Genomic DNA, 26,013 nt, shown 5'->3' on the forward strand with positions numbered 1-26,013 from the left:
TGTTGATGTTAAATATTTTAACATGTTTTTTATAGCTAGCTTAATAAAAATAATTACATTTACGTAACTGATTACGTAATTAATATCATAAAAAAGAAATGGAAATATTTAACGAACTAGGAAAAGTAGCAATGGGAAGTAAATTGCGAATTTTTACTGATAGATTTACCGAAGATGCTGGAAGAATTTATGAGCTGTATAATATTAAAATGCAACCAAAATGGTTTCCTGTTTTTTATGCCTTATCAAAAGGAGAATCAAAAACAATAACAAACATTGCAAATGAAATTGGTCATTCGCATCCTTCGGTAAGTAAAATCATTAGCGAAATGTCGAAACAAGGTTATGTTGTGGAGAAGAAAGACAAAGATGATGGACGAAGAAATATTGTTGCTCTTTCGGCAAAAGGAAACGAAATAAACGAAAAAATACAGGATTTGTATCAGGATTTAAGTAATGCGATTGAAGACATAGCATCTCAGGCAAATAATGATTTATGGAGAGCGATAGAGGAGTGGCAATATTTATTAGATGAGAAAAGTTTAATGCGTAGAGTTCAGGAGTTAAGAAAGGATCGTGAAAGTAATAATGTAAGTGTAATAGCATGTGAACCCAAGTACTATCCAGCCTTTAGAGCTCTTAATGAGGAATGGATTTCTAGTTATTTTAAAATGGAAGAAGCAGATTACAAAGCACTTGATAATCCGAAAGAATATATTCTTGATAAAGGAGGATATATTTTTGTTGCACTTTATAACAATGAGCCTATTGGTGTATGTGCAATGCTTAAAATGGATGATAAAGACAAAAATTATGATTTTGAAATGGCAAAAATGGCCGTTTCTCCAAAAGCTCAAGGTAAAAATATAGGTTACTTATTAGGAATGGCTGTTATTGGAAAAGCAAAAGAGCTTGGAGCTTCAACCATATATTTGGAAAGTAATACAATTTTAAAACCTGCGATTAATTTGTATAATAAATTAGGCTTTAAGAAAGTAGCTGGACATCCTACTCCTTATGAGCGCGCTAATATTCAGATGTTGCTTACGCTAGAATAATATTTTAGAATAAAACCTTTAAATATACTTTTGAAGGTTTTATTAATTTTTCCATTTATTCTTGCCAGCTTCACTATTTGCAATAAGTTCATTAAGGCGTTTTATTCTTGTAACTTCTTGCTTGGCACTCATTACCCAGTTTTTTGAAACTTTTTTATAAGAAGGCGCTAGTGATTGAAAGTAATGCCAAGCTTTTTTATTGGTCTTGAATATTTTTTCAAAATCATCTGATAAGTCAACTTCTGTAATTTCGTGCGTATATATTCCAGATTTATTTTCTTTTCGCAATTTAAAAATTCTATATCCTGCTTCTTGCATTAATCCTTGTTGTGTTAAATCTTCGACTTTCTGTATATTTATGGCACTCCAAATACTTGTTGCTTTTCGAGGTGTAAAACGAATGGAGTAACTATCCTTATCTATCGATCTGCGTATGCCATCAATCCATCCAAAGCAAAGTGCTTCGTCTACAGATTGTGACCAAGTCATGCTTGGTTTATTGCTATTTATTTTATGAAAACCAACCAGCAATTCAGTTTCTAATAGGTGATTTTGTATCAGCCATTTTCTAAATTCAGATTGGTTTTCAAAAAATAATGGTATCATTTAATTTGTTTCTACAAGTTTTTTTATTTCTACTAAAATCGGATTCCAGCCTTCGCCATTATTTAATGCTTCGCAATATCTTCGTTGACCATCTGCCACTTTTGAATAATCACCTTGGGAAACATTCAAAATTGTTTTCCCTAAGTTTTCGGTCAATTCATACGTTACATTCAAATAGTTTTCTGGTATGTCTTTAATAGCTGAATTTGGATCAAATGTAGAATAAATTAATTTTTTTAAAGGTTCTATGTTTACAATATGTCCTTTTACAAATATCATGTCACTGCCTTCGTAATTTGCTTTCCAAAGTAGCTCACTTCCAATTTTCCAGTTAGATAAAGCTTCACAACCAAACATATAAATTTTTGTTTTTTCGGGATTAGTTAATGCATCCCATACGTTTTGTGCGGGTGCATTTATCTCGATGCTATTGCTAATTGTTAATTGGCTTGCCATGATAATTTGAAATTACTATTCAACAAATTTTGCTGCTTCTAGAATTAACTTTAGTACTTCTTTTGGATGTGAAGCCAATGAAGCATGGCTTGCATCTAAATGTATTATTTTCTTTGGATTCATTCTATTTGCCATTTCTACTTGAGTTGCTGGTGGTATCATATGGTCATTATTAGATACTTGGTACCAACTCGGTTTAGTTTTCCAGGCTGGTTCACCAGATTCGGCCCCAAAGCAACTACCATGTATAGGTTTTTGTGCCAAAGCCATTGTTAAGGTTTCATTTTCATTCAGATCCTGACAGAAATTTTTGTGATACTCATCGTATTTAATCCATAAAAAGCCTTTTGAATCAGGGTATATACTTGCTCCTCCCGAAGGTTGCTCTCTACGGGCGAATATTCCTCCTAGACTTTCGCCTTTATCTGGTGCAAATGCGGCTATATAAACTAAACCTACTACTTTGTCGTGATGTCCCGCACCACTAATTACTGAACCGCCATAAGAATGACCTACCAATAATACTTTGCCTTCTTGTGCATCGATTAAATCTTTTGTTCTCTGTATGTCATCGTCCAAAGAGGTTAATGGATTTTGTACGCTTCGAACTTTGTATCCTTCTTTATGTAAAGCAGGAATAATATGTTGCCAATGGGAACCATCGCCCCAAGCTCCGTGCACTAATACAATGTTTAAATCTTTTGTTGCCATGATATTAATTTTAAAGTTAGATTAATTCGTTTAAAGTGTGGGGTTTATATCGTGGGGGGTATAATGATTATTTATTTAATGTATGCTGATAGTGTTTTTTTGTTATGATTGCGATTGGGATTCCCACACAAAAGACGTGTATTACAATCGATAATAGTAATGGGAAATCTAAATGTTTGGCTGGTAAAATAGGGAAAACAATAGGCAGAACAATTAGATTCATTACAATCCATACCAATATGCCATATATACATCCTGAGATTATTGTCTTATTTTTTAAGGAGGGGAGGTATGGATATATTGCAAAATAGAATAAAGCAAAAATAGTAGCAATTATAAAATGAATAACTAATCCGAAGACTGCCATTTTTGGATCACCGGAGTAGGCATCTTTTTTAAAAATACCACTAGCAATAGATTGCAAAATTTTGACTGTTGTTGTTTTTTGTAGTATAACAGAATAAATAAGAATTGGAGCAATAATATCCATTGTACCAGCAACTAAACCTGATAATAAAACTGTTCCTGCTTTTGATTTCATAGAGATACTGTTTTGTATTTTCGAGAATATAAAGTTAGCGAATTCTTATTGTATTCAATATTCTGAAGTATTATAAAATCAATATGATTGTGTTTTTATGTATTGTGGTAAGTGATTAAGTGTTTGTGGATTAGTTGTTTGCCACAGATTAAAAGGATTAATTGGATTGTTGCAATCTGAGCTACTTGATGAGTTCCTTTCTTTATCAGGAAGACAAGATTGTGGGGAATAGAAGAAGTAAGGGATCATTACGAAAACCTGTGGGAAGACAAAAATCTCATCAAGTAGCTAACACAAAAAAGTTTTTTTCATAGAATTCTGCATTACCCCAATCTTGTCTTTCTGAGGAACGAAGAATCTCCGCAAGTAGCTAACACATAACAGTTTTTTCATAGAATCCTGCATTACCCGCAATATTGTCTTTCTGAGGAAAGAAGACCCGAACGATAGCGAATAGACGAAGTAATCGCACCTAGTAGTCCGACAATCAAGGAATACTTTGCGTTAGTTTCTTGTGGAGATTCTTCGTTCCTCAGAAAGACAATATTGTGGGTAAACATTGCGCGTAAAGATTGAGGGTTTAGATTGTGTGAAAAAGTTGTGAGTTAATCTTTGTTTGCTGAATTACTCACTTTTTAGAATGTAGTTTTTTATGGTAAATAAGTCTTCAAATCCTAGTTTGGTGTAGATTCCTTTTCCCATTACTGATGCTTGTAATAAAGCATATTCTGCATTTAAATCTATGGCAAGATTAAGAGCATATTTCATGATTTCTTCGGCGAGACCTTTTCTTCTCATTTCTGGAATAACGCCGACACCATGAATTCCAACATTATTTTTTGTTTGAAATAACATGAATGTACCTATTGGTTGATTTTGATAGGTTACTAAATGAAATTGTACCTCTTTCCAATTTTGAACTAAGATTTCTTTACTTATTATGTAACCAAATGCGTTGGGATATAAATCGGACCATATTTTTGCATCTTGTTCATTTAGAACACGTTTGTATTGTAATGTGTTTTGTTGTTCAAATGGCGTGTCTAATTGAAGCGCCATTGCAACTTGTTCTGTTTTTTTTATCAAACCTTTTGCTTCTAATATTTCATTAGATTTTGTTCCGTAAATAGCACAATACGGAATTACCAAAGAAGGATTAGACTGTATTATTTGAATTGCTTTTTCGGCACTGTTTTGATTAAGATCTCCATTAAACCACAGCTTATTTGGCCAACCGGAGTTTTCTATTTTGCAATATTCGAAATCATCATTTTTATGGTGCGCTTGAAATGGTGCGCCTACTGTTTTCCATAAACTGGTAAGATTGTGAATATTGTCTACGATTAGATTTATGTTTTTTGCCATTTTCAATTTAATTTATACCAGAATATGAGTCAAAGATAGGTATGATGTTTTATTAGAACCTTTACATATGTTGATTTAGGTGTTTTTGTCTAAACTTTTTCTAATTCGGCTTAACTGCGTTGGAGTAATTCCTAAATGGGAGGCGATATGGAGTAGGGGAATTCTATTCAAAATAGCGGGATGTTTTGCTAGTAAATCGAGATATCTCCCAGTAGCGTTTTCCATAACGATTGAAATTTCTCTTTGCTCTTTTTCGATTACCCAGTTTTTTTCGAGATAAGCAATATAATAATTTTTTAAATCATCGTTTTGATTAATTAGCTCTCTGTATTTCTTGTAGTTAATAGAAATGAGAATGCTGTCTTCTAATGCTTCTAGTGTAAAATCGGAAGGTGTTTGCTGTATTAATGAAACTGTTGAAGCTACAAAATAACCTTCAAGGAAAATGTTTTTATTGTAAATGTTTCCTTCTTTGTCGGTAATATAAGCTCGTAAAGCGCCAATACATGTAAAATGCATTTCTTTGGCAACTTGTCCATGTTGTAGTAGTATTTCTCCTTTTTTTAATTGTTGAAAATCAACGATGTCTTTTATTAATTCCCATGACGCTTCTGTAATAGGAGCGTAGCTTTGGAGTTTTAATTTTAGGTCGTTTAGGTATTTATTTTTATCAATTATCATCTGCCTCGATTATGCTATCAAATGTATTTAATTATGATTAAAGTGTTTTAAAATAGATGAATTATTTTGAAAATTTTAGTCTCTAGCCCTGATGGGAACGGCATCCTTTTATGGCTTATTGATTACTATTGGTTTGCCATAAAAGATACAGTGTACAGCAGGTAAAAGCTCCATAAAAAAAAACGCTGCAAAACCGAAGTCTTACAGCGTATAATCGCAAAAACAAAATTTCCACAAATCAAAAACAAAATTTCCTTTTTTTTGCACAAAACAGTTAACGCCTGTATGATTCCGTACAGGCGTTTTTAAATTATTGTTTAAAGAACTTTTAAATAGTATTTAAAGATAAAAAAAACAGTTTTCACTATTGAAAATTAGGTAAATCGATTATGATTCCTTATCTATAATTGAATATAGAGCACTACTTATATATCATAATATCTGTATAGCTTGAACTATAGTTAACTGTGGCGTTCATAGTAGCAGTTGTCGCACCTGTAAAGGGATTACTCATTGGTGTCTTGGTCTCAATCCATTCACAAAGTTCAATGATAGAAGATTTGTTTGAAGTGAAATAGAAGTAGCTCGTTCCCTCTAAAACATTCAATACGTCCAGATAGTCCTTTAATTTCCAGTAACTTTTGTAAACTCCTGTTTCTGTTGATAAATACGGCGGATCAACTAGAAATACTACGTTTGGAATACTTCTATACTTCTCAAACAATTCCTTATAACACAGGCTCGTGACTTCAATACCATCAAGATAGCCTGTGGCATCATAACTTGACTGACGTACACAATTATAAAGCGTTTCTTTTTCTAATGCTTCAAATGTGAGTACGTACTTCATACTAAACAAAATATTAGATGACAATGTAATACAATCAACATACCCTTTACTGTGAGCGCTTTTTACGCACGCTATTACACGATCTCTTACGCTTCCTGTAATTCTACTATCTTTCGGATAATCTTCTAAAATAAGCCTTAAATCATTAATAAGTTGATTAGTCTTATCAATATTCTTAAGGCGCTCTCTATAATTATCAAAATCATTGTAAACTACTGTTGCCTCTGGGTATACTGACTTAACCGTGTGACTCAGTAAACCGCTACCTCCAAATAAATCTATATAAATTGCTGTTGGTGAATACTGCATCAAAGCAGGTTTAAATTGTTTTAAAAACTTTCGTTTTTGTCCCATAAACGGTAAAGGTGCCGTCGTAAAAATTTTCTTTTTTATTTGCATTCTTTTTTTGATTGATAATTATTATTTTATCTTTGCCTTACCACAGAATTTATATAAAATAGCAAAGCCACCATTAGAAGACATATGTCCTCCAACGGTGGCTTTGGTGCTAAATTTTTAAATTCTGTGGTAAGAGTTAAAAATGTTGGAGGACTATTTTTTACTTCCCCTCTCCTTTGGAATTACTTGATTAAAATTTGGTATTCTTTTAAAAACTCCTGTTTTTGGTCTCTTGATAGTTTGCCTCGCTTTACTCGCGTATAAGGCACAAAAACAACTCCTATAATGGTAAGCCCTATAAATCTTGAAAAAGCGCTATATTGTCCTTTCCCTTTACGTTCTTGACCTTTTGCGTAAGCCCAATCTGCTTTCCATTTCAAAATAAAACTTGAACCGACCCAATATTTTAAATAATGGTAATCGTGTAGCATAGCATCAAGATCAAGCTGTGGAATGTCACATAAATCTTTGACAACAGTTGCGCCATCAAATTCAGACGGATTGGAGCAAAAGAAGTCATACGCTATAATATAAATATCTATTTCACAGAAGCTGTACCCCTTTAGTTTTAACAGCTGAGATACGGCTTTTCTTTGTTTTCTTAGCGCATTAGAATCTTGTTTGAAAAAATGAGAGTATGAACCTAACATTATACTTGTGGTGTTAGTTCCCAGTCCCCAGGTAGTTTCCCATAAATGGTATGAATACCATCATCCAGCAAGTCGCTTTGTATAAAAAGCAATAATCCAGCTTTCGCTTTTGCCCAATCTTTTTGAGAATCAGTCATGCCTTCAAAATTACGAGCAGATTTTACAGCAACCCCTAATGTATCAAGTTCATTGTTTTCTACCCTTTTCTGGCGACAATTGATTTGATGTTTTGCGCCATATTCATCTATAACAAAATCTTCTATGCTAAAGATTTTTGCATCTGGCATCGTTGTCCAAGAAGTAATCTCGATTTGTAACTTACCCGTTAAGCCTCCAAATCTGTTGGAGTGGGTATATGCTGTATTTAATTGTATCATAATTGTCTTAAATAAATATTTATGTAGTTTGTCCACCATCTTTAATAACCCAATTGTTAGGGACAGACGTTATAATTGCTCTTGCAGGTGCAGAACCAGATGTATATTTAGAACTTCCAAAATCTATTTCTAAATTCGGTTTCAAAACCCTGGAGCTCCAACCATTATATAGAGCGTCTAAGTTTACTGCTGAAAATGTTGTTGGAGTTTTTGTTGTCATAAAATCTTTGAAATTAATTACATTTGATACATTCCAATTACCTATATTTTGGTCGAAATTTAAAGCGTTATAAAACATAGCTTTCATATTGTTAACATTATTAACATCCCATGAGTCAATAGGTTGATTAAAACTTTTAGCAGAATTAAACATAGTTCTCATATCAGTAACTTTTGAAGTGTCCCAACCTCCTATAGGTTGATTGAAGGATAAGCAATCACTAAACATTGTACCCATGTTAATAACTGTTGAAGTATTCCAATTGCTGATATCTTGATTAAATATTTTGCAACCATTGAACATTCCTTCCATTAATACCACTTTTGAAGTATTCCAGTTATTTATACTTGAGCTACCCCCATTGTCAAAATTAGTTGCTTCATCAAACATTCTTATCATATTTTCAACAGACACAACATTCCATCCACCTATATCTTGATTAAAACTTTTAGCGCCTTGAAAGAGACCTGTCATGCCCCTAATATTTGAAGTATCCCAAAGTTCTAGATGGTTTATTGTTGTTAACGATATACAATCCCTAAATGTAAATGATAAACCTCTAACCATCTTTAATTCTGGTATATCTTCGACATTAGTAAGTGTAAGATTTACACAGCCGTCAAAGGCACTACCATTAATAGTAAAAAAAAAGCTCCCCCATCGTTGAATAGTCATTAATTTCATCTTGTCACCAGTACCTCTAAATATAAATCCATCACATTTACCAGTAATAATGACCTGATAAATTCCAACGTTTGAATAAGTGTGGGTAGCTTCTGCCTGATTCCAAGATGTAATTCTAGATACTGTGCCATCTCCCCAATCAACACTAAAGTTATAAATTCCACCAGCGGTGAGTGGTAGTTTTATTTGGTTTATTTGACTTGACCCAGTTGAAAGATTGTCCGTTTTCCAAGTAGAGATAAATGGTTTGTATTTACTTTTCCCAAAAACTGTATTTTGTATTAACGCTCCCATAATTACACTCCTAATAATAAAATGCTGTTAGTACTTCCACGCTGTGTCAAAGTGAAAATCTGTTTTTCTGCAGTAGCAGATGGCGTTCCCATTAACCAAGTTTTAGGAGGTGTGATAGCCCAAGTAACTGTTACGCCAGGTAATGTGATTCCATTAAATAAATAAGAATCAACAAGTACTATGGGTATGGTTATCGTGCAATTAGCCGTAAAGACAATAGTTTTTCCATGCCAAGAAAGTTGTGCGTTTTGAGATGTAGAAACCTCTATTTGGTTTGAAATATCTTGTTTTCCTGTAATGTCTTGATTAGTGACCCCAGCTAAACGAGCTATTTCCGTATCTAAAATCAGGCTCCTTCCAGCGACCTTATCCACTTTATTTGCCGTTAAACCATCAATTAAGGCTTTTAAAATTTTCCCCATTTCAGCAGTCAAAGCTTTCATGGTTCCACCCGTAGTCAAGTCATTTACCAATATCGTACTTAGAGAAATCTCAACTTCTTTTATTGCATCGACAATTTCCTGAATAGTGTCTAAATTTATATCGTCAGATGTCAACAAAAGATTAATAACATCTATTTGTTCTTGTAATATCTTCCCTTGTTCTGCGCTTAATAAAGAATTATCACCACCTGAGACAAGATTGTTGACAATAGATAAATATTGATGAGCAATTATTGAAAATTCGTTCAAAGGCACATAGCCGTTTGACTTTCCTTTATTTGATTTGTCTTCTTTGCCCATCAACAAATCTGCGTGAGCATTATCATCGGTTAAGTGATTTGTTAAAATAATTGCTTCCGCCTTTGCATTCAAAATTCCCTCAATCTCATCAATAGCTGTTATAGGTATTTTTTCATCCTTATGCCAAAAGCTGTCCATCCAATTCCAAAATTGCACCTGCGTTGGTTTTAAACCTGTTCTAAACCAGTTTTTTAATGTGTTTTTATCTGCCATAATTATGCTATATACTCAATAAACATTACTACTCTGTAGGGATTCATGTGATTAACTGTAGTTCCTGTAGGACCTGATGACGCTTTTTTAACCGATTCTAAAAATTCTCCACGTTCTTCCGCCCCTGAAGAAACAAGCAATTGCCCTGAAGGCGTTCCGCCTGAATCTGCACCAACACCATATCCACCAATAGGAGTAGCGATGTTTGCATTTTTAGAACCGCCTACTTTACCTATGGTTTCAAAATCTGGGTCATCAGAATTCCACCCCACAGGCATACGACCACGCCAATTAACAACTTCTGCCCAACCAGTAGGAATTAAATTTGCGGACTTATTCCAAAGAACCATTCCTCCCCCTGTTTGGAAAATTGCATTTTTCTTTTCAAGTTCAGCAACGCGCAAAATCACTTTATCTAGCGTAGTGTTATCAACTTTAGTATTTAAGGCATTTGGTATATCCTTAGTCGAAAATCCGCGGGAAAAATCAACCCAGTCTATTGCACCGACTCCAGAACTGAAAGTAGCATAACGCATTTTTATTGAAGGATAGGAATTTCCATTTTGGAAAATCAAATTTTCAGTATCTTCTTTAATGATAACTTTCGTCTGTATCAATCCTCCTCTAAATTCCAAAACCTCACCGTTGATATAGACAACACCATCACTTACGTTAGAACCAGTAATGATACATCCAGAGATTATGGTTAGGTCTCCAACTATGCTACCGAATGCATTAAACAATGAGTATGCTGTTTGCATTCTTCCCAAAATATTTGTCGTCATTGGGAAACCACCAACCTGAGTAAAATTTATACTATTCATATCGTTATTAATTGATAACTTTTGCCAGCTAACTTATAGAAGTCTACAACAGCAGTAATTTCATTTGTTTTTGTGTTCAAAATTATCCCTGGTACATTTACCAAAAATTCGGCTAATCCATTTACATAATTAAACTCTTGCTCTAGGTAAATTACCCCCAAGTACACATCTAAATTTTCAGACTGGGTGTATAAATAATCTTGATCAATTTGTTCAACATCACTAATGGTAATCCGCCTCAATTCAGGGTCGAATTTATCATTAAGCGCTTTTCTTAAATAGCATTTTTGCCCATTATAAGAAAGCTTTAGCAAATTGTCTGTACGTATTTGTGTCCATTGATAATGCAAACTATTGATAGGCGAAATCAATGCTTTGATATAACCGAACAATCTTATCTTTCGTAAAGATGTTGGCAACAACAAAAGAATAAGCCTATCAAAATCTATTTTATACCACATATTTCACATTATCAAAATTTGGTACTACAAAATATCCACTCTCTGGAATTGTCTTTACATTTATTGCTTTGGGTGGTAAATACTCGCCTGTAGAAATATCAATAATCTGAGATTCTGCATTTACGATATTTGGAATTCTTACCCCCTCAATATTTTTTAATTTTGTTTGCAAATCAAACAAGACTAACTCACCATTAAAAGGAAGCTCCTTCATGTACTCTAAAATAGCATCTTGTACAGGGAAATTTCCATTTATAATACTCATCCCATTATTGTCTAGAACCAATGAATCTCGAAATATTTGAAGGTTCAAAAGCAAAATATCAGGTAAATGATTTACCACAATATATTTTACACCACAATCTGCAATTTCACTCATATAGGCATCAAAGGATGCTTTTTGAGGAGTAGAAACTGGAGATAAAACGCCATCGCTTTCAGTTGCAATTTTTATCAGCAATTGTCCAGCTGATTGTGTCACTGCTGAATATTTAATTATTTTAGAATTTTCAATTTGTTCCTCCGGAAATCCGACATTATAATACTTGTCGGTATCTTCAATTAAATCAAAACCATACTGAAAAGCCAAGGCTTTAGTTCTATACCATGATGGACGATGCGGGAATTTTTGCTCCAAAATATCCTCGACCTCTTTTTTGTGAGTATCAAACAAAATTTCTAAAACCCAAATAGAAAACGCCACCACAAAAACAAACAATCTATAAATAGCAGTTTTACTCGTAGAGTTAATCTCTACCAAGTTGTCATCAGCCTTGATGTTATCAAAAATTTCCTGCTGTATTTCCTGTATCTTTCTAGCCATCTTATCTTACTATAAATGTTGAGCCTATTATCATCGCACCAATTCCTAATTGGGGTAGGATATCTTCGTTTTCTGAGTTATTGAAGCCCGTGGCTATAATTTGGTTTTTATTCTGAAAAAAAGCTACAATCGTAGTATCTATCAAAATACTTTCTGAGACCTCAAGACTTTGTCCTGGTGTTAATTCTTCAGTAATCGAAAGCCCGTTTTCAAGAGCCAATTCAAAGGCGCTCATTAACGTGCCATTGTTCTGTATGGCTATATCCAGTATGCTTTGATTATGTAGTACTTGCTTTTGCATTAGCTTTTAATGTTCGGTTTTCTCGCTTCAATTCTGCAATTTCAATTTGTTGTAATTTTATTTTTCTGTCTTTTAACCTATTTTCCTCTTCCAATAAATCAATCTTACGTTGCATCATAGAGTCATACTCCTTATACCTTGTTTCGTATCGCTGTTTTAAGTCGTCCAGAATTTCTTTGTAATGGGACGACAATTTCACATCGTTATCAATTGCCGTGGTTTCTGCATTTTCTTTTGCCTGCAAAACATCAACTTTATATTTTCCTTTCGTAAACAAAAAAGTAAAAAAACCAGTACCTCCAATAGCACTCAAAAAAAGTCCTATGTTGTTTAAAATTACATCCATTTAATTTCCTTTTAAAAACTGATTAAACCTCGTTTCAACGGCTTCAAATTGTGCCGTATTATTCAATAATGTTGTTGCTCCTGATTGTGCAACCGCCGTTCCCGTTGTAGCAACTGTAAAACTCATCGCCTTAATGGCACCAATCAAATCACTCATTAATTGTTTGAGTGTTTCGTTTTGTTTTTGCAAAAGGAAACCGTCTTGATCCACTTGAAAGCGCACTTGCTCAATATTCAAATCCAAACTTTCAATTTCAGAATACGCCTCCACATACAAGCGGTGTAAATCCTCATTTATGGGGCTTACTAATACTGAGCTGTCAATCTTTGGAAACAAATAAAACATTTTGTCGCTACCATCAAAAATCGCTGAGAGTTGCACGTCTGGAAGTTCCAAACCATCTACAGCAATAACACAAGTTCCTTTTTCTTTATCAACTGAAACCACAACAGCGGGAAAGGTATCAACGTCCCTTTTTTTTAGTTTTCTAAATGCCTCCGTTAATTCGTCCATTACAGTCTATTTCCTAATGTTGCTTTTCGTCTTGCGCCTCCCGTATCAAAAGTGGTGACTACCTTTTTTATAAAATAATTTCCCTCACGGTTCAAATGTTCCTCATCAATCAATTTGGCTTTCATCCCCCTGGTGGCGAATGGAACTAAAAAACTAACCACATCACCGTCAAAACCGCCATACTTCATTTTTTTAAGTTCGGTATTTGCCATTGCCTCCAATTGCTTTTTATCTGAAACCACCGAGGTCGTGTATTCCCTCTGTTCGCCATCCATATCGCCAAACTCAAAGCTTTCTTTTTTGTTGGTCTTTGGGTTCATATAATTATACTTAATCTTTATGCGCCTTTCATCGGCACTTTTAAACTCAAGATTATTCTCTACCAAATTATAATTCAAGTCATACACCACCGTTTGTCCTATATTGGTCAACTGTTGTAATCCGACATACAATTTACCTTCGTCATCAATAAATACAGTTTGAGCCAAATCTTTTCTAAAACTTTCCAAGATTTGTGCGCCGTTGGCGTTCCTAACAATCCATTTGTCCAAGGAAATGTCCTGACCTTTCATAAATCGGGACAGTTCTATGGGAGTGTCTTTTATTACTTCCTGTAAAACTTCTTTAATGCTTGTTTTACCCCAAACTTTATTGATGTTTTTTCGTCTCAACAACCACATGGCATCCTCGCAATGAATTTCAATCGGAATCTTTGGACTAATCTTTTTTACATAACCCGTAAATTCGACACCCGAATAAATCCCCTCATACCCCAAAGTAATCACAACTTTATCGCCTACTTTTATAGCTTGCTCCGTAAATAATTGCTGTCCATTTTGGCGGATTTTAAAGCGGGTAGGCAACTTAATTACTGCCGTGTCGCTCAATTCCTCAACCGACTTGGTTATTTCAATACCGTGAACGGCGTTGAAAATGTAATCACCTATTTCTACTTTTCCGTCCAGTATGTACATTAGCTCAATAAATTCGTTTTGTCTTTATCTTTTTCATTCAAATCGGCAAAAAAATCATCATCACCAAGTGCTTTGATTGTGTATTTTTGCATTCCGCTTTCGCCTATCATTTCATCCCAGTCCAAACTTTCAAGTACTATTTTGCGAATACCAAACAATTCAAAAAAGGCGTTGTCTTCAATATCCACTGAGTCGTTTATTTCAAACAAATCATTAATTAATTTTACTTGATCCGCTGGATATTTGTCGGGGTCATGCAAATCAATACAAACCCCTTTTATCGTAATCACTTCGTCGTCCGTAGTGATATATTCTTTAACAGAGCGTTTCTTTTTCTTTCCTACCGTTGCTGTTTTTACAATAGTTTTCGACATTCCAATAGAAACAATCGGCTCATTTGGGAACAAAAAAGAATCCTTTCCGTGCGACACTTTGAGAGTCATAAAATATTTTGCGCCTAATAACTGCTTGTTGTTGATTCCATGCAAATCGGGTAATTTATACCGTGATTCGTTCTTTTTCCACCAAAGCGGAAAAACGGGTCCGATATAATCAAGTGATGCTCTTATGAGCAATTCTTTTATATTAAAATCTGCCATTAGTTTGTCTGCATTTGGTTGACACTATTCACGGCACGCAATATTATTTCTTGTACTTTTTCGCCTAATTGCTCAATGCCTTTTTCTGTACTTTCGACAAATATTTTAGTATCGTCCTGAAGCTTTTGAATATTGATAGTGATATGAGTCATCTTAGAACCTCCCGAAACAATGTTATCCGATTTAGAACCTTTTTTATCTTTTTTCCCTTTTCCTTTATCGTTCAATAAATCAGCAAAAACTGTTGATTTATTTTGTTTTAAATAATCAGGAACTTTTGCCTTTTTTGTGGCGGGTTCAACGCCAGCCTCCTTGGCTTTCATATTTACGCCGTCATTGTATCCTTTAGAAAAAGACTTAGCGGCCTTCATACCATCATCAATCAATTTCTTTTTAGAATCAACGCCCATCAAGTCTCCAACTGCTTTTTTTCCGATCTCAAAAGCTCCTTTAAAGTCGCCACTAAAGAAAGCTTTCAATGCGCTTCCCATTCCTGTAATACCTGATAATAAATCTTGAATTCGATTAATTACATAGTTTTTAATCGCCGTTCCAAAACCTTTTATAACTTCCCAAGTACCCATAATTGCGCCTCTAAATCCTTCAAATTTGTTCCAACAAGACCACACAATAGCAATCAATGCCGCTATGGCGATAACTACCAATCCAATAGGATTCATACTCATTACAAAATTGAAAGCAGTTTGCGCTGCAGTTGCTAACCAAAGGCGAGCCTCAAACAAAGCAAATTGAGCCGAAAAAATCCAAAAGCTCGCATTGGCGACAACAAAGCTTATTCCAAGTCCAGTGATTAATGCGGTAAAGAAAAACAGCAAAGGTTTTGCCTGCATTATCCATTTTACTACATCCGCAACGGCGTGTCCAAACGGTATAATATTATTTGTTACCGCTATGCCAATATCTATCAATGGCGAAACCCAATTCGCAAATGACATTCCGATTTTAGAAACAACATTTTGTAAAGTTCCCATCATAGTACTCCATTTACCGCCTGCCGTTTCTGCCATTTTATTAGACATATTATAATAACGACCACCTTCTGAAGTAGCGAGCCTAAATGCTTCCTCAATCATATTGGCACTAATAGCACCATCTTCCATTTTCTTCTTTAAAACACCCATTGATATACCTGTGTTTTCAGATATGACTTGAAGTGGATTAAAGCCTTGATTAATTAACTGTAATAAATCCTGACCCATCAATCTACCCGTAGCCATAATTTGAGAATAGACCAAGGATAAACCGCCTAGTTTTTCCTCATTACCCATAGCTACGTCACCCAACATTCTCATATTGCTCATAATTTTCTCTTGGGCAAGACCAAAACCGAGCATCGTCTCCGAGCCTTTTATAATTCCTTCATTACTATAAGGTGTAGCATTTGCATAATCGTTCAATTCACCAAGCATTACCTTCGCCTTTTCGACAGAACCGAGTAACACCTCAAATTTGACATTAGTTTGTTCCATCTGCACACCCATATTAAAAAGTGTTGAGACACCAGCAACGACACCAAGGGAAATACCCAAAGCACCAACTAAGCCAATCAAACTTTTATAACCTGAACTTAAAGTAGAAAAAAATGACCCTGATGTAGCCTCTGTGTTTCTAAGTGTCGCATTCAAGCCATTCACACGAGTATTTGTCATCCCCACACTAGCCGCTATTTGATTAAGCGAACTACTGGCGTAGTTTTTCATTTGTATGATAAATTCGTAGGCATTCATAATCTTAAAGTTGTGAGGATTCTTTTTCTTTTGTTCTTATAAAATGGAGGTTTTGCACCTCTTCACACCAATCTAAATCACTTAACTTATGAGGTTTTTTGATGTGCATATAGTATCTTAAATAGGCATCTAAAAGCCTAAAATCAATGTGTGTTTTTCCTCCTGATTGTTGTACATAATCAAAAGAGGACGGGTCATTAGTATCAATAACCGCCCTGTTTAAAGCTTTTTTATGATAGCTACTTTTTGATTTTGTAGTTTCTCAATCGCTTGGTATAACGGGAAACGAAAGTTTGCGTTATCTCTGTCGTTGAATGCTTCGTCTTTTTCAATACAAACCGCTTCAAATAACTTTTCTTGAGTAACAAAAGGCTTAGAGCTTGGGTTTTTCTTTTCCGCTAATTTGATGTCGTCACGAGTAATCATTCGCACTTTACAACTAGCTCCAGCAATTGTAATAATAGAGTTGTTTTTCTCTTTGGTGATTTCGGCATCATCAAAATTAAAAAAAGTTGTAATCTCCTTACGAGCAGGTAAGAAATACTCATCTTTGGTTTTGATTTCTTCATCACCGCCAATAAAAAGCAAGTTGATCATTTCTTCACCAAAGGCTAAATCACCACTATTTTGCATAGTAGTAAAAGCACGTTTAAAGTCCTTCATTGATGGTTCACGCAAATAAGCCGTTTTGTCTTCTACAGGCAAAGCGTAAACGCTACCATATTTTTCTTTCCATTCTTGGATTTGTTTGTCGTCAATTTTTTGCATCGGGTTTGTTGTAGTTTTTTTGTTTAAAAAAAAGCCATCCATCATATTAGCTGGATGGCTTTTACATATTGTCTAAAATTTCTATTGTTGTGGTTTTACATCCAAAAAGATAAAAGGAAGTTCAATAAGCATATTCTTATCGCCTTGCTTCATTGCTTTTTTGTACTCTGTAAATTCACAGGTAGTCAACACATCGGTAACAGTTGCACCACCATCGTCTGGAACAAATGCCCAAATAACATCAAAGCTTAACGCTAATAAATCCTTATTAGGAGCATCTTTAATCATTGCTTCCACTTCGGATTGCCAAAGGTTTATTTTTCCCTCAAAGTCCTTGTTTCCTCGTGCCACTTTGTGACCTTTTCCACCACGACCACGTATTACGCTTTTTTCTTGTTTTGCTGTGTACTCTACATCTTCAATGCCCTCAATGATACGTCCACCGATAGCAATGGAGATGTCATTCCACGAATAATTTTTACTGCTATAATCACTCATACTAATCTAGTGTTGTGGTAAATCCAATATTTACCGTTATAAAATCAGAGTAGCCAACGGGTAGCAATTGCAAGGCTACATTTACATTGTTGGTTTGCAAAACGTTTTGATTTTCGTCAATAAATGCTCTCACTCCCGAAAGTTTGCCCACTTCAACCATGTTCGATTTGATTTGAGCTTCGATAGCATTCTGCCAACCTTTGGTAATAGCGGGATGAATGGTACCCGCTTTGGTTACTGGAACTTCGTCAGATAGTTCTTGTACCAAAGTCGTGTACGCTATTAAAACGCCTTCGTCCATTACCAAGCCTCTAGCCAAACTATTAAAGTCGTTTGTCGGCATTGTTAACGTTTTATCTCCTGTGAAGTAAAAGCCCGATAAATTAGCAAAACTTCGCATAAAGATGTAGTTTTTTGTGTCTATAGCATCCCAAGAGGTGTCGAGTGTTGCCACTGTAGCTCCATTAGTAAAATATGCTTCAAAAGGTTCAATTGCACCGTCTTTTACACGGCTCAATTTTCTTTGTGTTGGTGTACTTGCCAAACGCCCAAGAGCTAAACCAATAGACGCTTCTTTCGAACCATCTGTATTTGCCAACAAAATCGAAACTTTGTTAAAGTTGGTAGTTGCGTAATCTTTTAAATCGGCAACCACACCACTAAACTTATTTCCTGAGATCATCACTTGAACTGGGTAAAAACGATTGGCAAAGTCTTGAGCTAAAGCTTGAGCTTTTACAACAGCTAAATGCACATCAGCGTCTAAACCGTTCGTAATAGTTTCCGTTGTGCTGGACTTTTTTAAAAAACCTAAAACACGAATCTTACCCTTAGCATCACTCAATAATTTTCGAGCATAATCTTTGGTAATATCGGCTTGATCTTCCATTGTTACCGTAGAAGCGACAACCATAAACCAAAGTTCAGCTCCTTTTTTGGCTTCGGTATAGAATTGTGCGATTTGCTTGTAAGCAAAATCATTTGTACCTCCTTGAGTAATCCCCAGGTTAATCGCCTCTTCCAAAGAAAAGATTTGATATGAAGTACCCACAGTTACTTTATTAACACCCGCAACGGTTACACCCGTCAAAACGAATCCTGGTATCTTTTGAATTTCTGCTTGTGGCAACCCTAGACCATTGCTAGAGATGTTGAATATTACATTTGGTAAACTCATACTATTTTGAAATTTTTAAGAATGAATGTAGTTACAGCTCCCAGAGACAAACCAATTAGAAATGCCATTAAAAGGTCAAATAAGGAGTAACCCGTTTTTGTCTTGGTATTCTCAACATCACTCCGAGCCTTTGCGCTGGTAGCTTTGTATAATTCTTTTTTTATTTTGGCTACTAAAGCGAGACTATCGCAAGTAGCAATTATCATTACCGTATCCTGTTGAATTATAATTTTGGCCGTCGCGTTCCCGTTTTTTTGGGTAAATGTTTTAGGCTTTGAAATACTGTTTAAACCCTCTTTAAACACCAGTTCTGTGACGGGAATTTTCAGGCTTGTTTCAGCCTTTGGAGTAAATAGAACCGTATCTCTGTACGTTTCCTTTTGCAGAATGATCGTTTCGGCTATCGATGTGTGTTTTTGAGTTTCCTGCCGTGATGTACGGCAGGAAGTCAAAAAACAACATAAACAAACCAATACAAGAACAATTGTTTTATACATCTTTGTGTTTTTAAATTCGGATAAATCCTTTAATACTCGAAATCTTTCGAGTTTTACGGCAAACCGCATAACCTTCACGACTACCGTCTGCATTTGTGTTCCCCTCGATGGTATGAATGTTCAATCCCTCCACTTTTTCAACAAATCCCGTGTGTCCAACGCCTTTGCCAAAATCCATTATAAAAATGTCACCCGCCATTGGCGTAGTACTTTTAAGGGTCGGAGCTAAAGCATTCCATTGAACCAAAACGCCTCCCGTTTTTTTAAGTGGATTTGGTGTTTTTAATTTGGTACTGGCTTGGAGTACATTCCAAAAAACAAAAGCCATGCACCAAGCAAAACCCTTTCCAAGTCCGACACTTCTTAAATATATTTCGACTTCGGGACCTGCATTGCTACCCTTTGGAATTTCCGTTACGCCTAATTGGCTTTGTGCCGATTGTAATGAGGCTTTTGCTAATGGTGTCATAAACTTTTATTTTATTTTTGCAATGATTCTTTATAAGCAGTCAAAACTGCTATTAATGATTCTGCTTTTTGGTCAACTGATTCCAATTTCAGAAAAGCAACCAATTGTTTCAATGAGTTGTAATTTTCTTTAACTAAACCGTTGTTTAAAAGCTCCAACTGATCTGCATTTAATTCGATAGTTTTATCGCTTAAATCGGTTTCACCAAACACTTCAATGTTATTTGCATTAGAATGTGGTGTTACGTTCTTATCTTCCAAAGTAGCTGCGTGATTTGTTGCAAAAACTAAGTTTTCAAACAAAAAGCCATCAGATGTAGAAAACACTTCACTTTTTGCACCTTCTTGTGCAAAATAATTGCTTACGGCTAAAGCAATGGCAGTCAGTAAGACTGCCGAAGCCGTTTTTTGTACTTTTTTCATACTAGCTCAAGATTGCTCCTAAATACTTAGGATTGGTTGCACGGATGTTACCAACAAGAGCTCTTTGAGCGAATGAGATTTCGTCAGCTTGCGAAGCAGCACTACGAATAGTTTCGTACATCTCGGTATCTCCAAAACATCTAAATGTTTCGTCTGAACACCAAGTAAAAGAGCAGTTTTTATCATCTACAGCTTTCACAGTTCCATATGGCTTTTTAACTCCCGCTACCGTATATAATGCCGTTTGATTGTAGTTGAAAATTTTGAAACCATACATCATATTTGTATCCAAGATTTTCTTGTACAAAACGGTATCTTCCTCTTCAATTTTCCCCATGTGTTCGGCTGTCAAACAGATGTTCAAATTATCGTACATATCCAAGCCATTGTAAAATGCCTTCATTTTAATAATTGCACTAATAAATTTACCACCACCTACAGTGATAATTTTATTGTTTGCATTGTCCAGAGCTGGTGCCCAAGCAAAAGCCGCTCTTTTACCAAGGTTTTTTGCCAACGAGACTTTATGACGATTAGTAATTGAAGCACGTTTGTTGTACTGCAATTCCACTTCTTGCAAATCTCTGTGGCGGGTTCTATCCGTTGAGTAGGTTTTTAAAACCACCTCATTCGGAATGTCCGTGATAGTTGCCAATGGCAAATCCGTTTCGCTTCCCGCAAAGTAATCTTCGTGAACATCTGGTTCAATACCAGCTTCCGCTAGGTGTAATTTGTTGTTTTCTACATACTCGGATTTGTCCGTAGATGCAAAAACAAAACTATTATCTGGGATTGGGTTCTCCTGAATGCCCGCAACCCATACTTCTTTTTGTAAAGCCATATCTATATTTTATAAATGAGATTAATTAATTACGCTTTGTATCGTACTCCTGATTGATACGCTTTGGCTAATTCAGTATATTTCGCTGGTTCATTCTCTCTGATTTTTGCCAACTTCACAGTGTCGTGTTTTTGCAAATAATCAAATGATTCTTCTGGTGCAGTAGGAACAATTCCTGTTGCGTTTTTACCTGCAAGGATCACTTCCTTAACTGCCGTTTGATTTCCGTTTTGACCGTTAGCCGTTTCTTTGTCTCCAATTACCTTGGTTAAAATTGCCGTTTGTCCATCAAAATCACTTTCAAAAGCTTTCAGTTGTGAATCTTTCAAAGTAGCGGGAATCAATCCCAAAACCACTGCTTTATCAACCAAAACAGTAGCGCTGCTCAAACGGATAGTTTTGATTTCCGCTTCTAATTCTTCTACTTTCGTTTTAGAGTTGGAAGCATCCAATTTTACTTGTGCAATAGTGTCAAGTAACACACTTTCCGATGTATCGGCAGGTTTACCCAATGCGAGGGCAATTGTTTTTAATTCAGGCATATCTTCTTTTTTTACGTTCAATTTATTCAACTTTACTTCGCCTCCTTTTTTAGATAATTTCAGAGCGTCATCATTACCACCAATCGGAACAATCGAAATTTCTACAAGCTTACATTTAGTAACCGTTTCGTACAATTGTCCTTCTATTACCAATTCGGGTTCTGACGATGCTGCAATAACATCGGCATACATTGAAGCCATACGAATAAAACCGCCAGCCACTTTGTCGGCAATCCTTTTAGAGAATTCGTCATTCTCATCAAATTCAATTGTTGCAATTAGTTTTTTATCCTGGACAAAAAGTTTAATACAACGCCCGATAACTTCCCCGCCTTTATTCTTAAAAGAATCTCGTTCATGTAAATACAGTACAACAGGATTGCGCAAGTATTGAGTGTAGTCAATACCATCGGTCAAAATGCGGTATTTGTACTCGTTTACGTTTTCGGTATTAATAACAAAGTCGTATTGCATAGGCTTTTTAAAATTGAATTTGGCACTTATTTCGAGGGCAAAATTGAGGCGGTTTTCGAGTAAAAAAAAACTACTCTCCAAGACTTGGGCTTAATGAATACAAGCCTTGTATAAAATAAATACAAGGCTTGATATTGTTTTTTTTCTACGCCTATTATATGTGGAACTTTGCCCTATGACTGATATACTTTTAGACAAAAATGGAGACCTCACCGTGCAAAATGGTGACTTCGTTTTGGGCTTTTCGGACTACACGCACCAAGAACATATTTTGATGGCAACTAAAGGCGAATTCAAAGAATTTCCCGAGTTGGGTGTTGGGCTTAACCGAATGCTTAGCGATGACGATTATATGCCGTTTTTGATTGATGCCAAGAAAAACTTGGAGTATGACGGTATGAAAATTAATAACATAAAGTTTGAGGAAAACGGAAACCTGAACATCGATGGATACTACAAGTAAAAGCAAGGGCAGAATGACTGCCGCTCAAAGCGATTATAAAAAATCACAGGCGAAAGATTTGTTTGTAAAAGGTTTTTCGTTGACTAATATTTCTGAAATTTTGGGAGTTGGTGTCAAAACTTTATCGAATTGGCGCGAGCTTCATTATTGGGAAAATGAAAAAGAACTTTTTGCCATACGTCCGAGCGAAATAAAAAAACTAATACTTCAGTATGTAATTGACATTAAAGAAGGGAGACAACCAAAACACAAAGCCGATGATTTAGCTAAAATTTCAGCCGCTTGGGATCGAATGGATGACGACCGTAAAAAGGCTGTACATACAATGGAAAGCTTTGACGGCTTTAGCCAATTCATGGTTGTACAAGCAGGTAACAACACAGGCAAAAAACGTGATGAAATTTTAGAATTGTTGCAGACTATCCGTGTGTATTTTGATAAATATGTAAATGAATTAATAAGCAATGACTAAAACGGAACTCAAACAAGCTCTTGAAAAATACAACTTGGAATCGAAAAGAATCCAGTTGCTTTCGAGTGCATCTTTATTTAAAGAAACCACAGCCGAACAGGAAGCGAGAATCAAACGACTTTTAAAGCCCGAAAACTATTTAGAGTTTTTTGAGTATTACTACGGCGTGAATTCACTTTTAGCCTTAGCGGATGCGCCTTGTGCAAAATTCCATTTAACCAGTTATTTAGAACTGTTTAAAAACCCTTTAATCAAGCAACAAAGACGCTGGTTTCGAGGTGCTGCAAAGTCTATTCATACCAACGTAGGGAATCTTTGCCATCTCAAAGAAAACAACGAGGTTAATTTTGGTTTAATCATTGGTCGCACGCTTGATGCGGGCAAGCTATTACTTTCCGATGTTCAAATGCATCTTGAAAGTAACGAGCGATATATTAAGGATTTTGGAATGCAAATGCAGTATGGTTCTTGGGCAGACGGACAGTTTGAAACCAACGACAAAAAAATGTTTAAAGCATTGGGATTGAACCAACCTTTTAGAGGTTTGCGTAACGGGGCTTGGCGTCCTGACTTTGCCTCAATGGACGATTTAGAAGACCGAAAACAAGCTAAAAACATTGATCTAACCAAAGAGAATGTTCAGAAGCTCACGGGCGATTTAGGTAAGGCTGGGCAAAAAGGAAGGTTCCGTCAAGTAATGGCAAATAACTACATCGTGAAAAACGGAATTGTTGACGGCTATGCAGAAAAAAACAAGAAGTCGCCAAACCTTAAAATTAGTACTGTTAACTTATGCGATGATAAATTCAAACCAAGCTGGCCAGAACGATATACCGTTCAAGAATGTAAGGACATTGTAAACGATACGGATTACCACACTAGCCAACGTGAGGACTTTAACAATCCTGTAGAAGAGGGAAAACGTATTAAAGCAGAATGGATTCGATACAAAAAAACACACGGTAATCAAATCTTTGAGGGACTCATTGAGTTTTGGGATTTATCATATAAAGATACTGGAGACTTTAAAGCAGGTGGAATCCTATCTATTGAAAAAGGTAGAGCGCACGTTTTGGAAATATTCAACCGTCAGGTCAGTTTATCCGAGGCAATGAACCAACATTATGAATGGCAAAGAAAGTACAACGGTAAAGGAATGTCTATCATCTCATACTATGATGCCACAGCGGCGCAATCTGTAGTATATGAGCCTGAATGGCTTGTGGCTTGTGAAGAAAATAACGCCGTTGGAATCCCAATTCCAGACCACGCATCAGGGGATAAACACGACAAAATTGACGCTACTTTGACTAATACATTTCAACGTGGTTTAATCACTTTTGATGAAAAGTTAAAAGATACCGAGGACATGGATAAGGCGGTGGAACACATTGTAGCCTTTGAAAAAGGATGTAAAACACCTGATGATATTTTGGATGTTTTAGAACAATGTGTTCGAAAAGGGAGACTATTATTTGGCTACTCCCAAAAAGAAGAGAGTAACCAAAAACCCGTAATCGGACAACGCAAAAAAACTCGTAGAGTATGACACCTAGAAAAGAACTATTCATAAAAACTAAAGAGGCCCTTTCAGAATTACTCATTTTGGAGTTGGTCGATTTGCAACGCAAACAGTTTAGCATGCCCAAAGAAAACTATCCGAGTTATTTTACTGCAGCTTTAATCGAAATCAAAGCCATAACGTGGCAAACGATGGTAGAACAAAAACAGGAAGGAAAAGCGACCGTCGATGTGACTTTTTATTGCAAAGACGGTTGGATGGATCAACACAACGGAACTGCTGACCCCGAACACGGATTGATTGAGGTGGATGTTATTGATAACATTGTCGAACAACTCCAAGGATTAAGAGGCGATTCATTTAAGCAATTGGATTTGACCAATGAGGAAAGCGTTGACGATGCCTTTGAAATGATGAGTTACAAGCTCTCGTTTTCAACTGTCATCTACCGCCGAATTAATCCCCGTTTTAGCAGTAGAAAAATAAGCATTCAACCAACAACACTATAATATGTTTTTAGAAAAAACCGAATTAAAGACCGTTGGTCTTGAAGAAATCATCAATAAAATTATTAATAACGATGACACAATTGTAGAAGAAATAATCGCCGAAAGTATCGACGTAATGAGTGGATATTTATTCCAGTATTTTGATACGGTAGCCATCTTTGAAGCTTCGGGCGCAAACCGCAATCTTACGGTATTGAAACACCTCAAAGGCATTGTACTTTTTGAAATTTATACTCGTAGAACCAAGCAGTTAAACGATGTTGCCAAATTACGCTACGATGAGGCGATGTTATGGCTCGAAAAGGTCTCAAAAGGAACTATAAAACCCAATTTACCTCCAAAGCTCATAGATACTAATGGCGACGGAACTCCCGACAGCGAAGTGCCATTTATGAAATTGGGCAGTCGGAAAAATTACCCTAATGGCTGGTAGTTTATCCGACTTGCAAAAACTACTTATCCGAGCCTCAAAAGAGATTCCCGATAAAGCATTGCGAGTTATTGGAGTAGAAGGAAAGAAGTTTATAGAAAAGAATTTTCGAGACCAAAGCTTTACCGATACTACCTCCGAAAAATGGAAAGATCGTAAAACGACAGATAAAAATGGTCTTGACAGCACACGCTACAGAACCAACCGAGTAGGACGTTCAGGAAGCTTAAACCGATACGGTAGCAGAATAGCCGATCGTGCCATATTGGTGGGTTTTAATACAGGAGGTGACAAGTTAAAAAACTCCTTTAAATATAGTGTGAGCAAAGGCAGTAATACGGTAGTTTTTAGAACTTATAAACCGTATGCGAAAAGGCATAACGAAGGACTTGACGGAATGTCGAAACGTAAATTTATCGGTAAATCAGAGTATTTAAACCGACAAATTGCGGACAAAATAAAAAGAGAATTAGATTTAACACTACGATAAAA

35 protein-coding genes are annotated in these 26,013 nt (G+C 35.7%); 7 read left to right on the forward strand and 28 right to left on the reverse strand.

The features are described from left to right. The first annotated feature begins 98 nt into the window (after positions 1–98). Entirely contained in the window at positions 99–1,058 is a 960-nt protein-coding gene (locus tag QWY99_RS08355) for a bifunctional helix-turn-helix transcriptional regulator/GNAT family N-acetyltransferase (RefSeq protein ID WP_290263657.1), read from the forward strand. 42 nt (positions 1,059–1,100) lie between these two features. Here the strand turns inward: QWY99_RS08355 and QWY99_RS08360 are convergent, their stop codons facing one another. From QWY99_RS08360 to QWY99_RS08495, 28 genes are all read right to left on the reverse strand, one after another. After that, positions 1,101–1,664: a YdeI/OmpD-associated family protein gene (locus QWY99_RS08360; protein ID WP_290263659.1), complete on the reverse strand. Its 564-nt coding sequence runs from the start codon at positions 1,662–1,664 to the stop codon at positions 1,101–1,103. Further along, positions 1,665–2,120 carry an SRPBCC domain-containing protein gene (locus QWY99_RS08365; protein ID WP_290263661.1) on the reverse strand — a complete coding sequence of 152 codons (456 nt, stop codon included), beginning with the start codon at positions 2,118–2,120 and terminating at the stop codon, positions 1,665–1,667. A 15-nt stretch (positions 2,121–2,135) separates the two neighbouring features. Next, a complete protein-coding gene (locus QWY99_RS08370) occupies positions 2,136–2,831 on the reverse strand; it encodes an alpha/beta hydrolase (protein WP_290263663.1) in 696 nt (231 codons plus the stop codon). Between the two features lie 67 nt (positions 2,832–2,898). Beyond that, positions 2,899–3,372, reverse strand: a complete 474-nt coding sequence (locus QWY99_RS08375; protein WP_290263666.1) for a DUF6789 family protein — start codon at positions 3,370–3,372, stop codon at positions 2,899–2,901. Positions 3,373–3,996: 624 nt separating this feature from the next. Beyond that, a complete protein-coding gene (locus tag QWY99_RS08380) occupies positions 3,997–4,737 on the reverse strand; it encodes a GNAT family N-acetyltransferase (RefSeq protein WP_290263668.1) in 741 nt (246 codons plus the stop codon). 75 nt (positions 4,738–4,812) lie between these two features. Further along, positions 4,813–5,418, reverse strand: coding sequence for a Crp/Fnr family transcriptional regulator (locus tag QWY99_RS08385; protein ID WP_290263670.1), 606 nt, complete (start codon positions 5,416–5,418; stop codon positions 4,813–4,815). 421 nt (positions 5,419–5,839) lie between these two features. After that, complete coding sequence (locus QWY99_RS08390) at positions 5,840–6,667, reverse strand: DNA adenine methylase (RefSeq protein ID WP_290263672.1); 828 nt, start codon at positions 6,665–6,667, stop codon at positions 5,840–5,842. 182 nt (positions 6,668–6,849) lie between these two features. Then, complete coding sequence (locus QWY99_RS08395) at positions 6,850–7,317, reverse strand: hypothetical protein (RefSeq protein ID WP_290263674.1); 468 nt, start codon at positions 7,315–7,317, stop codon at positions 6,850–6,852. Then, entirely contained in the window at positions 7,317–7,694 is a 378-nt protein-coding gene (locus tag QWY99_RS08400; protein WP_290263676.1) for a hypothetical protein, read from the reverse strand. The genes QWY99_RS08395 and QWY99_RS08400 overlap by 1 nt, the downstream gene beginning before the upstream one ends. A 19-nt stretch (positions 7,695–7,713) precedes the next feature. After that, complete coding sequence (locus tag QWY99_RS08405) at positions 7,714–8,892, reverse strand: BspA family leucine-rich repeat surface protein (protein WP_290263678.1); 1,179 nt, start codon at positions 8,890–8,892, stop codon at positions 7,714–7,716. A gap of 2 nt (positions 8,893–8,894) precedes the next feature. Next, positions 8,895–9,848, reverse strand: coding sequence for a hypothetical protein (locus QWY99_RS08410; protein ID WP_290263680.1), 954 nt, complete (start codon positions 9,846–9,848; stop codon positions 8,895–8,897). Between the two features lie 2 nt (positions 9,849–9,850). Further along, a complete protein-coding gene (locus QWY99_RS08415; RefSeq protein WP_290263682.1) occupies positions 9,851–10,672 on the reverse strand; it encodes a hypothetical protein in 822 nt (273 codons plus the stop codon). Then, the gene (locus QWY99_RS08420; RefSeq protein WP_290263684.1) at positions 10,669–11,133 is read right to left on the reverse strand and encodes a hypothetical protein; all 465 of its coding nucleotides are present in this window, start codon (positions 11,131–11,133) and stop codon (positions 10,669–10,671) included. Before QWY99_RS08420 ends, QWY99_RS08415 begins: the two co-directional genes overlap by 4 nt. Next, on the reverse strand, positions 11,123–11,956 hold the full coding sequence (locus tag QWY99_RS08425; protein WP_290263686.1) for a nucleotidyltransferase: 834 nt from the start codon (positions 11,954–11,956) through the stop codon (positions 11,123–11,125). Before QWY99_RS08425 ends, QWY99_RS08420 begins: the two co-directional genes overlap by 11 nt. 1 nt (position 11,957) lies before the next feature. Next, positions 11,958–12,257 carry a hypothetical protein gene (locus tag QWY99_RS08430; protein ID WP_290263688.1) on the reverse strand — a complete coding sequence of 100 codons (300 nt, stop codon included), beginning with the start codon at positions 12,255–12,257 and terminating at the stop codon, positions 11,958–11,960. Beyond that, entirely contained in the window at positions 12,235–12,603 is a 369-nt protein-coding gene (locus QWY99_RS08435; protein WP_290263690.1) for a hypothetical protein, read from the reverse strand. The genes QWY99_RS08430 and QWY99_RS08435 overlap by 23 nt, the downstream gene beginning before the upstream one ends. Beyond that, complete coding sequence (locus QWY99_RS08440) at positions 12,604–13,116, reverse strand: hypothetical protein (RefSeq protein ID WP_290263692.1); 513 nt, start codon at positions 13,114–13,116, stop codon at positions 12,604–12,606. Next, positions 13,116–14,090 carry a late control protein gene (locus QWY99_RS08445; RefSeq protein WP_290263694.1) on the reverse strand — a complete coding sequence of 325 codons (975 nt, stop codon included), beginning with the start codon at positions 14,088–14,090 and terminating at the stop codon, positions 13,116–13,118. The genes QWY99_RS08440 and QWY99_RS08445 overlap by 1 nt, the downstream gene beginning before the upstream one ends. Further along, complete coding sequence (locus QWY99_RS08450; protein ID WP_290263697.1) at positions 14,090–14,689, reverse strand: DUF6046 domain-containing protein; 600 nt, start codon at positions 14,687–14,689, stop codon at positions 14,090–14,092. The genes QWY99_RS08445 and QWY99_RS08450 overlap by 1 nt, the downstream gene beginning before the upstream one ends. After that, on the reverse strand, positions 14,689–16,437 hold the full coding sequence (locus QWY99_RS08455; protein ID WP_290263699.1) for a tape measure protein: 1,749 nt from the start codon (positions 16,435–16,437) through the stop codon (positions 14,689–14,691). The genes QWY99_RS08450 and QWY99_RS08455 overlap by 1 nt, the downstream gene beginning before the upstream one ends. Before the next feature lie 219 nt (positions 16,438–16,656). Beyond that, a complete protein-coding gene (locus QWY99_RS08460) occupies positions 16,657–17,205 on the reverse strand; it encodes a hypothetical protein (protein ID WP_290263700.1) in 549 nt (182 codons plus the stop codon). An 81-nt stretch (positions 17,206–17,286) separates the two neighbouring features. Continuing rightward, positions 17,287–17,703 (reverse strand): hypothetical protein, encoded by a 417-nt coding sequence (locus tag QWY99_RS08465; protein WP_290263702.1) that lies wholly within the window; start codon positions 17,701–17,703, stop codon positions 17,287–17,289. Position 17,704: 1 nt separating this feature from the next. Beyond that, positions 17,705–18,880: a DUF2586 family protein gene (locus QWY99_RS08470; protein WP_290263705.1), complete on the reverse strand. Its 1,176-nt coding sequence runs from the start codon at positions 18,878–18,880 to the stop codon at positions 17,705–17,707. Further along, positions 18,877–19,377 carry a hypothetical protein gene (locus QWY99_RS08475; RefSeq protein WP_290263707.1) on the reverse strand — a complete coding sequence of 167 codons (501 nt, stop codon included), beginning with the start codon at positions 19,375–19,377 and terminating at the stop codon, positions 18,877–18,879. Before QWY99_RS08475 ends, QWY99_RS08470 begins: the two co-directional genes overlap by 4 nt. 10 nt (positions 19,378–19,387) lie before the next feature. Then, entirely contained in the window at positions 19,388–19,846 is a 459-nt protein-coding gene (locus tag QWY99_RS08480) for a CHAP domain-containing protein (RefSeq protein ID WP_290263709.1), read from the reverse strand. A gap of 11 nt (positions 19,847–19,857) precedes the next feature. Beyond that, complete coding sequence (locus QWY99_RS08485; protein ID WP_290263711.1) at positions 19,858–20,268, reverse strand: hypothetical protein; 411 nt, start codon at positions 20,266–20,268, stop codon at positions 19,858–19,860. A gap of 1 nt (position 20,269) precedes the next feature. Then, positions 20,270–21,109 carry a hypothetical protein gene (locus QWY99_RS08490; protein ID WP_290263713.1) on the reverse strand — a complete coding sequence of 280 codons (840 nt, stop codon included), beginning with the start codon at positions 21,107–21,109 and terminating at the stop codon, positions 20,270–20,272. Positions 21,110–21,138: 29 nt separating this feature from the next. After that, entirely contained in the window at positions 21,139–22,125 is a 987-nt protein-coding gene (locus QWY99_RS08495; RefSeq protein ID WP_290263715.1) for a hypothetical protein, read from the reverse strand. A gap of 235 nt (positions 22,126–22,360) precedes the next feature. On the opposite strand from QWY99_RS08495, the gene QWY99_RS08500 reads away from it, so the two are divergent. The 6 genes from QWY99_RS08500 to QWY99_RS08525 are packed head-to-tail and all read left to right on the forward strand — an operon-like array spanning position 22,361 to position 26,011. Further along, a complete protein-coding gene (locus QWY99_RS08500) occupies positions 22,361–22,588 on the forward strand; it encodes an oxidase (RefSeq protein ID WP_290263717.1) in 228 nt (75 codons plus the stop codon). Continuing rightward, positions 22,572–23,060 carry a terminase gpP N-terminus-related DNA-binding protein gene (locus QWY99_RS08505; RefSeq protein WP_290263718.1) on the forward strand — a complete coding sequence of 163 codons (489 nt, stop codon included), beginning with the start codon at positions 22,572–22,574 and terminating at the stop codon, positions 23,058–23,060. Before QWY99_RS08500 ends, QWY99_RS08505 begins: the two co-directional genes overlap by 17 nt. Beyond that, positions 23,053–24,609: a hypothetical protein gene (locus QWY99_RS08510; RefSeq protein ID WP_290263720.1), complete on the forward strand. Its 1,557-nt coding sequence runs from the start codon at positions 23,053–23,055 to the stop codon at positions 24,607–24,609. Before QWY99_RS08505 ends, QWY99_RS08510 begins: the two co-directional genes overlap by 8 nt. After that, on the forward strand, positions 24,606–25,091 hold the full coding sequence (locus QWY99_RS08515) for a hypothetical protein (RefSeq protein ID WP_290263722.1): 486 nt from the start codon (positions 24,606–24,608) through the stop codon (positions 25,089–25,091). The genes QWY99_RS08510 and QWY99_RS08515 overlap by 4 nt, the downstream gene beginning before the upstream one ends. A gap of 1 nt (position 25,092) precedes the next feature. Beyond that, positions 25,093–25,524 (forward strand): phage protein Gp36 family protein, encoded by a 432-nt coding sequence (locus tag QWY99_RS08520; RefSeq protein ID WP_290263724.1) that lies wholly within the window; start codon positions 25,093–25,095, stop codon positions 25,522–25,524. Then, complete coding sequence (locus QWY99_RS08525; RefSeq protein WP_290263727.1) at positions 25,514–26,011, forward strand: phage morphogenesis protein; 498 nt, start codon at positions 25,514–25,516, stop codon at positions 26,009–26,011. The genes QWY99_RS08520 and QWY99_RS08525 overlap by 11 nt, the downstream gene beginning before the upstream one ends. Positions 26,012–26,013: the final 2 nt, after the last annotated feature.

This window comes from Flavobacterium branchiarum, assembly GCF_030409845.1.
Taxonomy (GTDB): domain Bacteria; phylum Bacteroidota; class Bacteroidia; order Flavobacteriales; family Flavobacteriaceae; genus Flavobacterium; species Flavobacterium branchiarum.

Bases quoted from the DNA above. Each gene is read 5' to 3' on its own strand.
- QWY99_RS08355 (WP_290263657.1), top strand. From the start codon at position 99: ATGGAAATATTTAACGAACTAGGAAAAGTAGCAATGGGAAGTAAATTG.
- QWY99_RS08360 (WP_290263659.1), bottom strand. From the start codon at position 1,664: ATGATACCATTATTTTTTGAAAACCAATCTGAATTTAGAAAATGGCTG.
- QWY99_RS08365 (WP_290263661.1), bottom strand. From the start codon at position 2,120: ATGGCAAGCCAATTAACAATTAGCAATAGCATCGAGATAAATGCACCC.
- QWY99_RS08370 (WP_290263663.1), bottom strand. From the start codon at position 2,831: ATGGCAACAAAAGATTTAAACATTGTATTAGTGCACGGAGCTTGGGGC.
- QWY99_RS08375 (WP_290263666.1), bottom strand. From the start codon at position 3,372: ATGAAATCAAAAGCAGGAACAGTTTTATTATCAGGTTTAGTTGCTGGT.
- QWY99_RS08380 (WP_290263668.1), bottom strand. From the start codon at position 4,737: ATGGCAAAAAACATAAATCTAATCGTAGACAATATTCACAATCTTACC.
- QWY99_RS08385 (WP_290263670.1), bottom strand. From the start codon at position 5,418: ATGATAATTGATAAAAATAAATACCTAAACGACCTAAAATTAAAACTC.
- QWY99_RS08390 (WP_290263672.1), bottom strand. From the start codon at position 6,667: ATGCAAATAAAAAAGAAAATTTTTACGACGGCACCTTTACCGTTTATG.
- QWY99_RS08395 (WP_290263674.1), bottom strand. From the start codon at position 7,317: ATGTTAGGTTCATACTCTCATTTTTTCAAACAAGATTCTAATGCGCTA.
- QWY99_RS08400 (WP_290263676.1), bottom strand. From the start codon at position 7,694: ATGATACAATTAAATACAGCATATACCCACTCCAACAGATTTGGAGGC.
- QWY99_RS08405 (WP_290263678.1), bottom strand. From the start codon at position 8,892: ATGGGAGCGTTAATACAAAATACAGTTTTTGGGAAAAGTAAATACAAA.
- QWY99_RS08410 (WP_290263680.1), bottom strand. From the start codon at position 9,848: ATGGCAGATAAAAACACATTAAAAAACTGGTTTAGAACAGGTTTAAAA.
- QWY99_RS08415 (WP_290263682.1), bottom strand. From the start codon at position 10,672: ATGAATAGTATAAATTTTACTCAGGTTGGTGGTTTCCCAATGACGACA.
- QWY99_RS08420 (WP_290263684.1), bottom strand. From the start codon at position 11,133: ATGTGGTATAAAATAGATTTTGATAGGCTTATTCTTTTGTTGTTGCCA.
- QWY99_RS08425 (WP_290263686.1), bottom strand. From the start codon at position 11,956: ATGGCTAGAAAGATACAGGAAATACAGCAGGAAATTTTTGATAACATC.
- QWY99_RS08430 (WP_290263688.1), bottom strand. From the start codon at position 12,257: ATGCAAAAGCAAGTACTACATAATCAAAGCATACTGGATATAGCCATA.
- QWY99_RS08435 (WP_290263690.1), bottom strand. From the start codon at position 12,603: ATGGATGTAATTTTAAACAACATAGGACTTTTTTTGAGTGCTATTGGA.
- QWY99_RS08440 (WP_290263692.1), bottom strand. From the start codon at position 13,116: ATGGACGAATTAACGGAGGCATTTAGAAAACTAAAAAAAAGGGACGTT.
- QWY99_RS08445 (WP_290263694.1), bottom strand. From the start codon at position 14,090: ATGTACATACTGGACGGAAAAGTAGAAATAGGTGATTACATTTTCAAC.
- QWY99_RS08450 (WP_290263697.1), bottom strand. From the start codon at position 14,689: ATGGCAGATTTTAATATAAAAGAATTGCTCATAAGAGCATCACTTGAT.
- QWY99_RS08455 (WP_290263699.1), bottom strand. From the start codon at position 16,437: ATGAATGCCTACGAATTTATCATACAAATGAAAAACTACGCCAGTAGT.
- QWY99_RS08460 (WP_290263700.1), bottom strand. From the start codon at position 17,205: ATGCAAAAAATTGACGACAAACAAATCCAAGAATGGAAAGAAAAATAT.
- QWY99_RS08465 (WP_290263702.1), bottom strand. From the start codon at position 17,703: ATGAGTGATTATAGCAGTAAAAATTATTCGTGGAATGACATCTCCATT.
- QWY99_RS08470 (WP_290263705.1), bottom strand. From the start codon at position 18,880: ATGAGTTTACCAAATGTAATATTCAACATCTCTAGCAATGGTCTAGGG.
- QWY99_RS08475 (WP_290263707.1), bottom strand. From the start codon at position 19,377: ATGTATAAAACAATTGTTCTTGTATTGGTTTGTTTATGTTGTTTTTTG.
- QWY99_RS08480 (WP_290263709.1), bottom strand. From the start codon at position 19,846: ATGACACCATTAGCAAAAGCCTCATTACAATCGGCACAAAGCCAATTA.
- QWY99_RS08485 (WP_290263711.1), bottom strand. From the start codon at position 20,268: ATGAAAAAAGTACAAAAAACGGCTTCGGCAGTCTTACTGACTGCCATT.
- QWY99_RS08490 (WP_290263713.1), bottom strand. From the start codon at position 21,109: ATGGCTTTACAAAAAGAAGTATGGGTTGCGGGCATTCAGGAGAACCCA.
- QWY99_RS08495 (WP_290263715.1), bottom strand. From the start codon at position 22,125: ATGCAATACGACTTTGTTATTAATACCGAAAACGTAAACGAGTACAAA.
- QWY99_RS08505 (WP_290263718.1), top strand. From the start codon at position 22,572: ATGGATACTACAAGTAAAAGCAAGGGCAGAATGACTGCCGCTCAAAGC.
- QWY99_RS08510 (WP_290263720.1), top strand. From the start codon at position 23,053: ATGACTAAAACGGAACTCAAACAAGCTCTTGAAAAATACAACTTGGAA.
- QWY99_RS08515 (WP_290263722.1), top strand. From the start codon at position 24,606: ATGACACCTAGAAAAGAACTATTCATAAAAACTAAAGAGGCCCTTTCA.
- QWY99_RS08520 (WP_290263724.1), top strand. From the start codon at position 25,093: ATGTTTTTAGAAAAAACCGAATTAAAGACCGTTGGTCTTGAAGAAATC.
- QWY99_RS08525 (WP_290263727.1), top strand. From the start codon at position 25,514: ATGGCTGGTAGTTTATCCGACTTGCAAAAACTACTTATCCGAGCCTCA.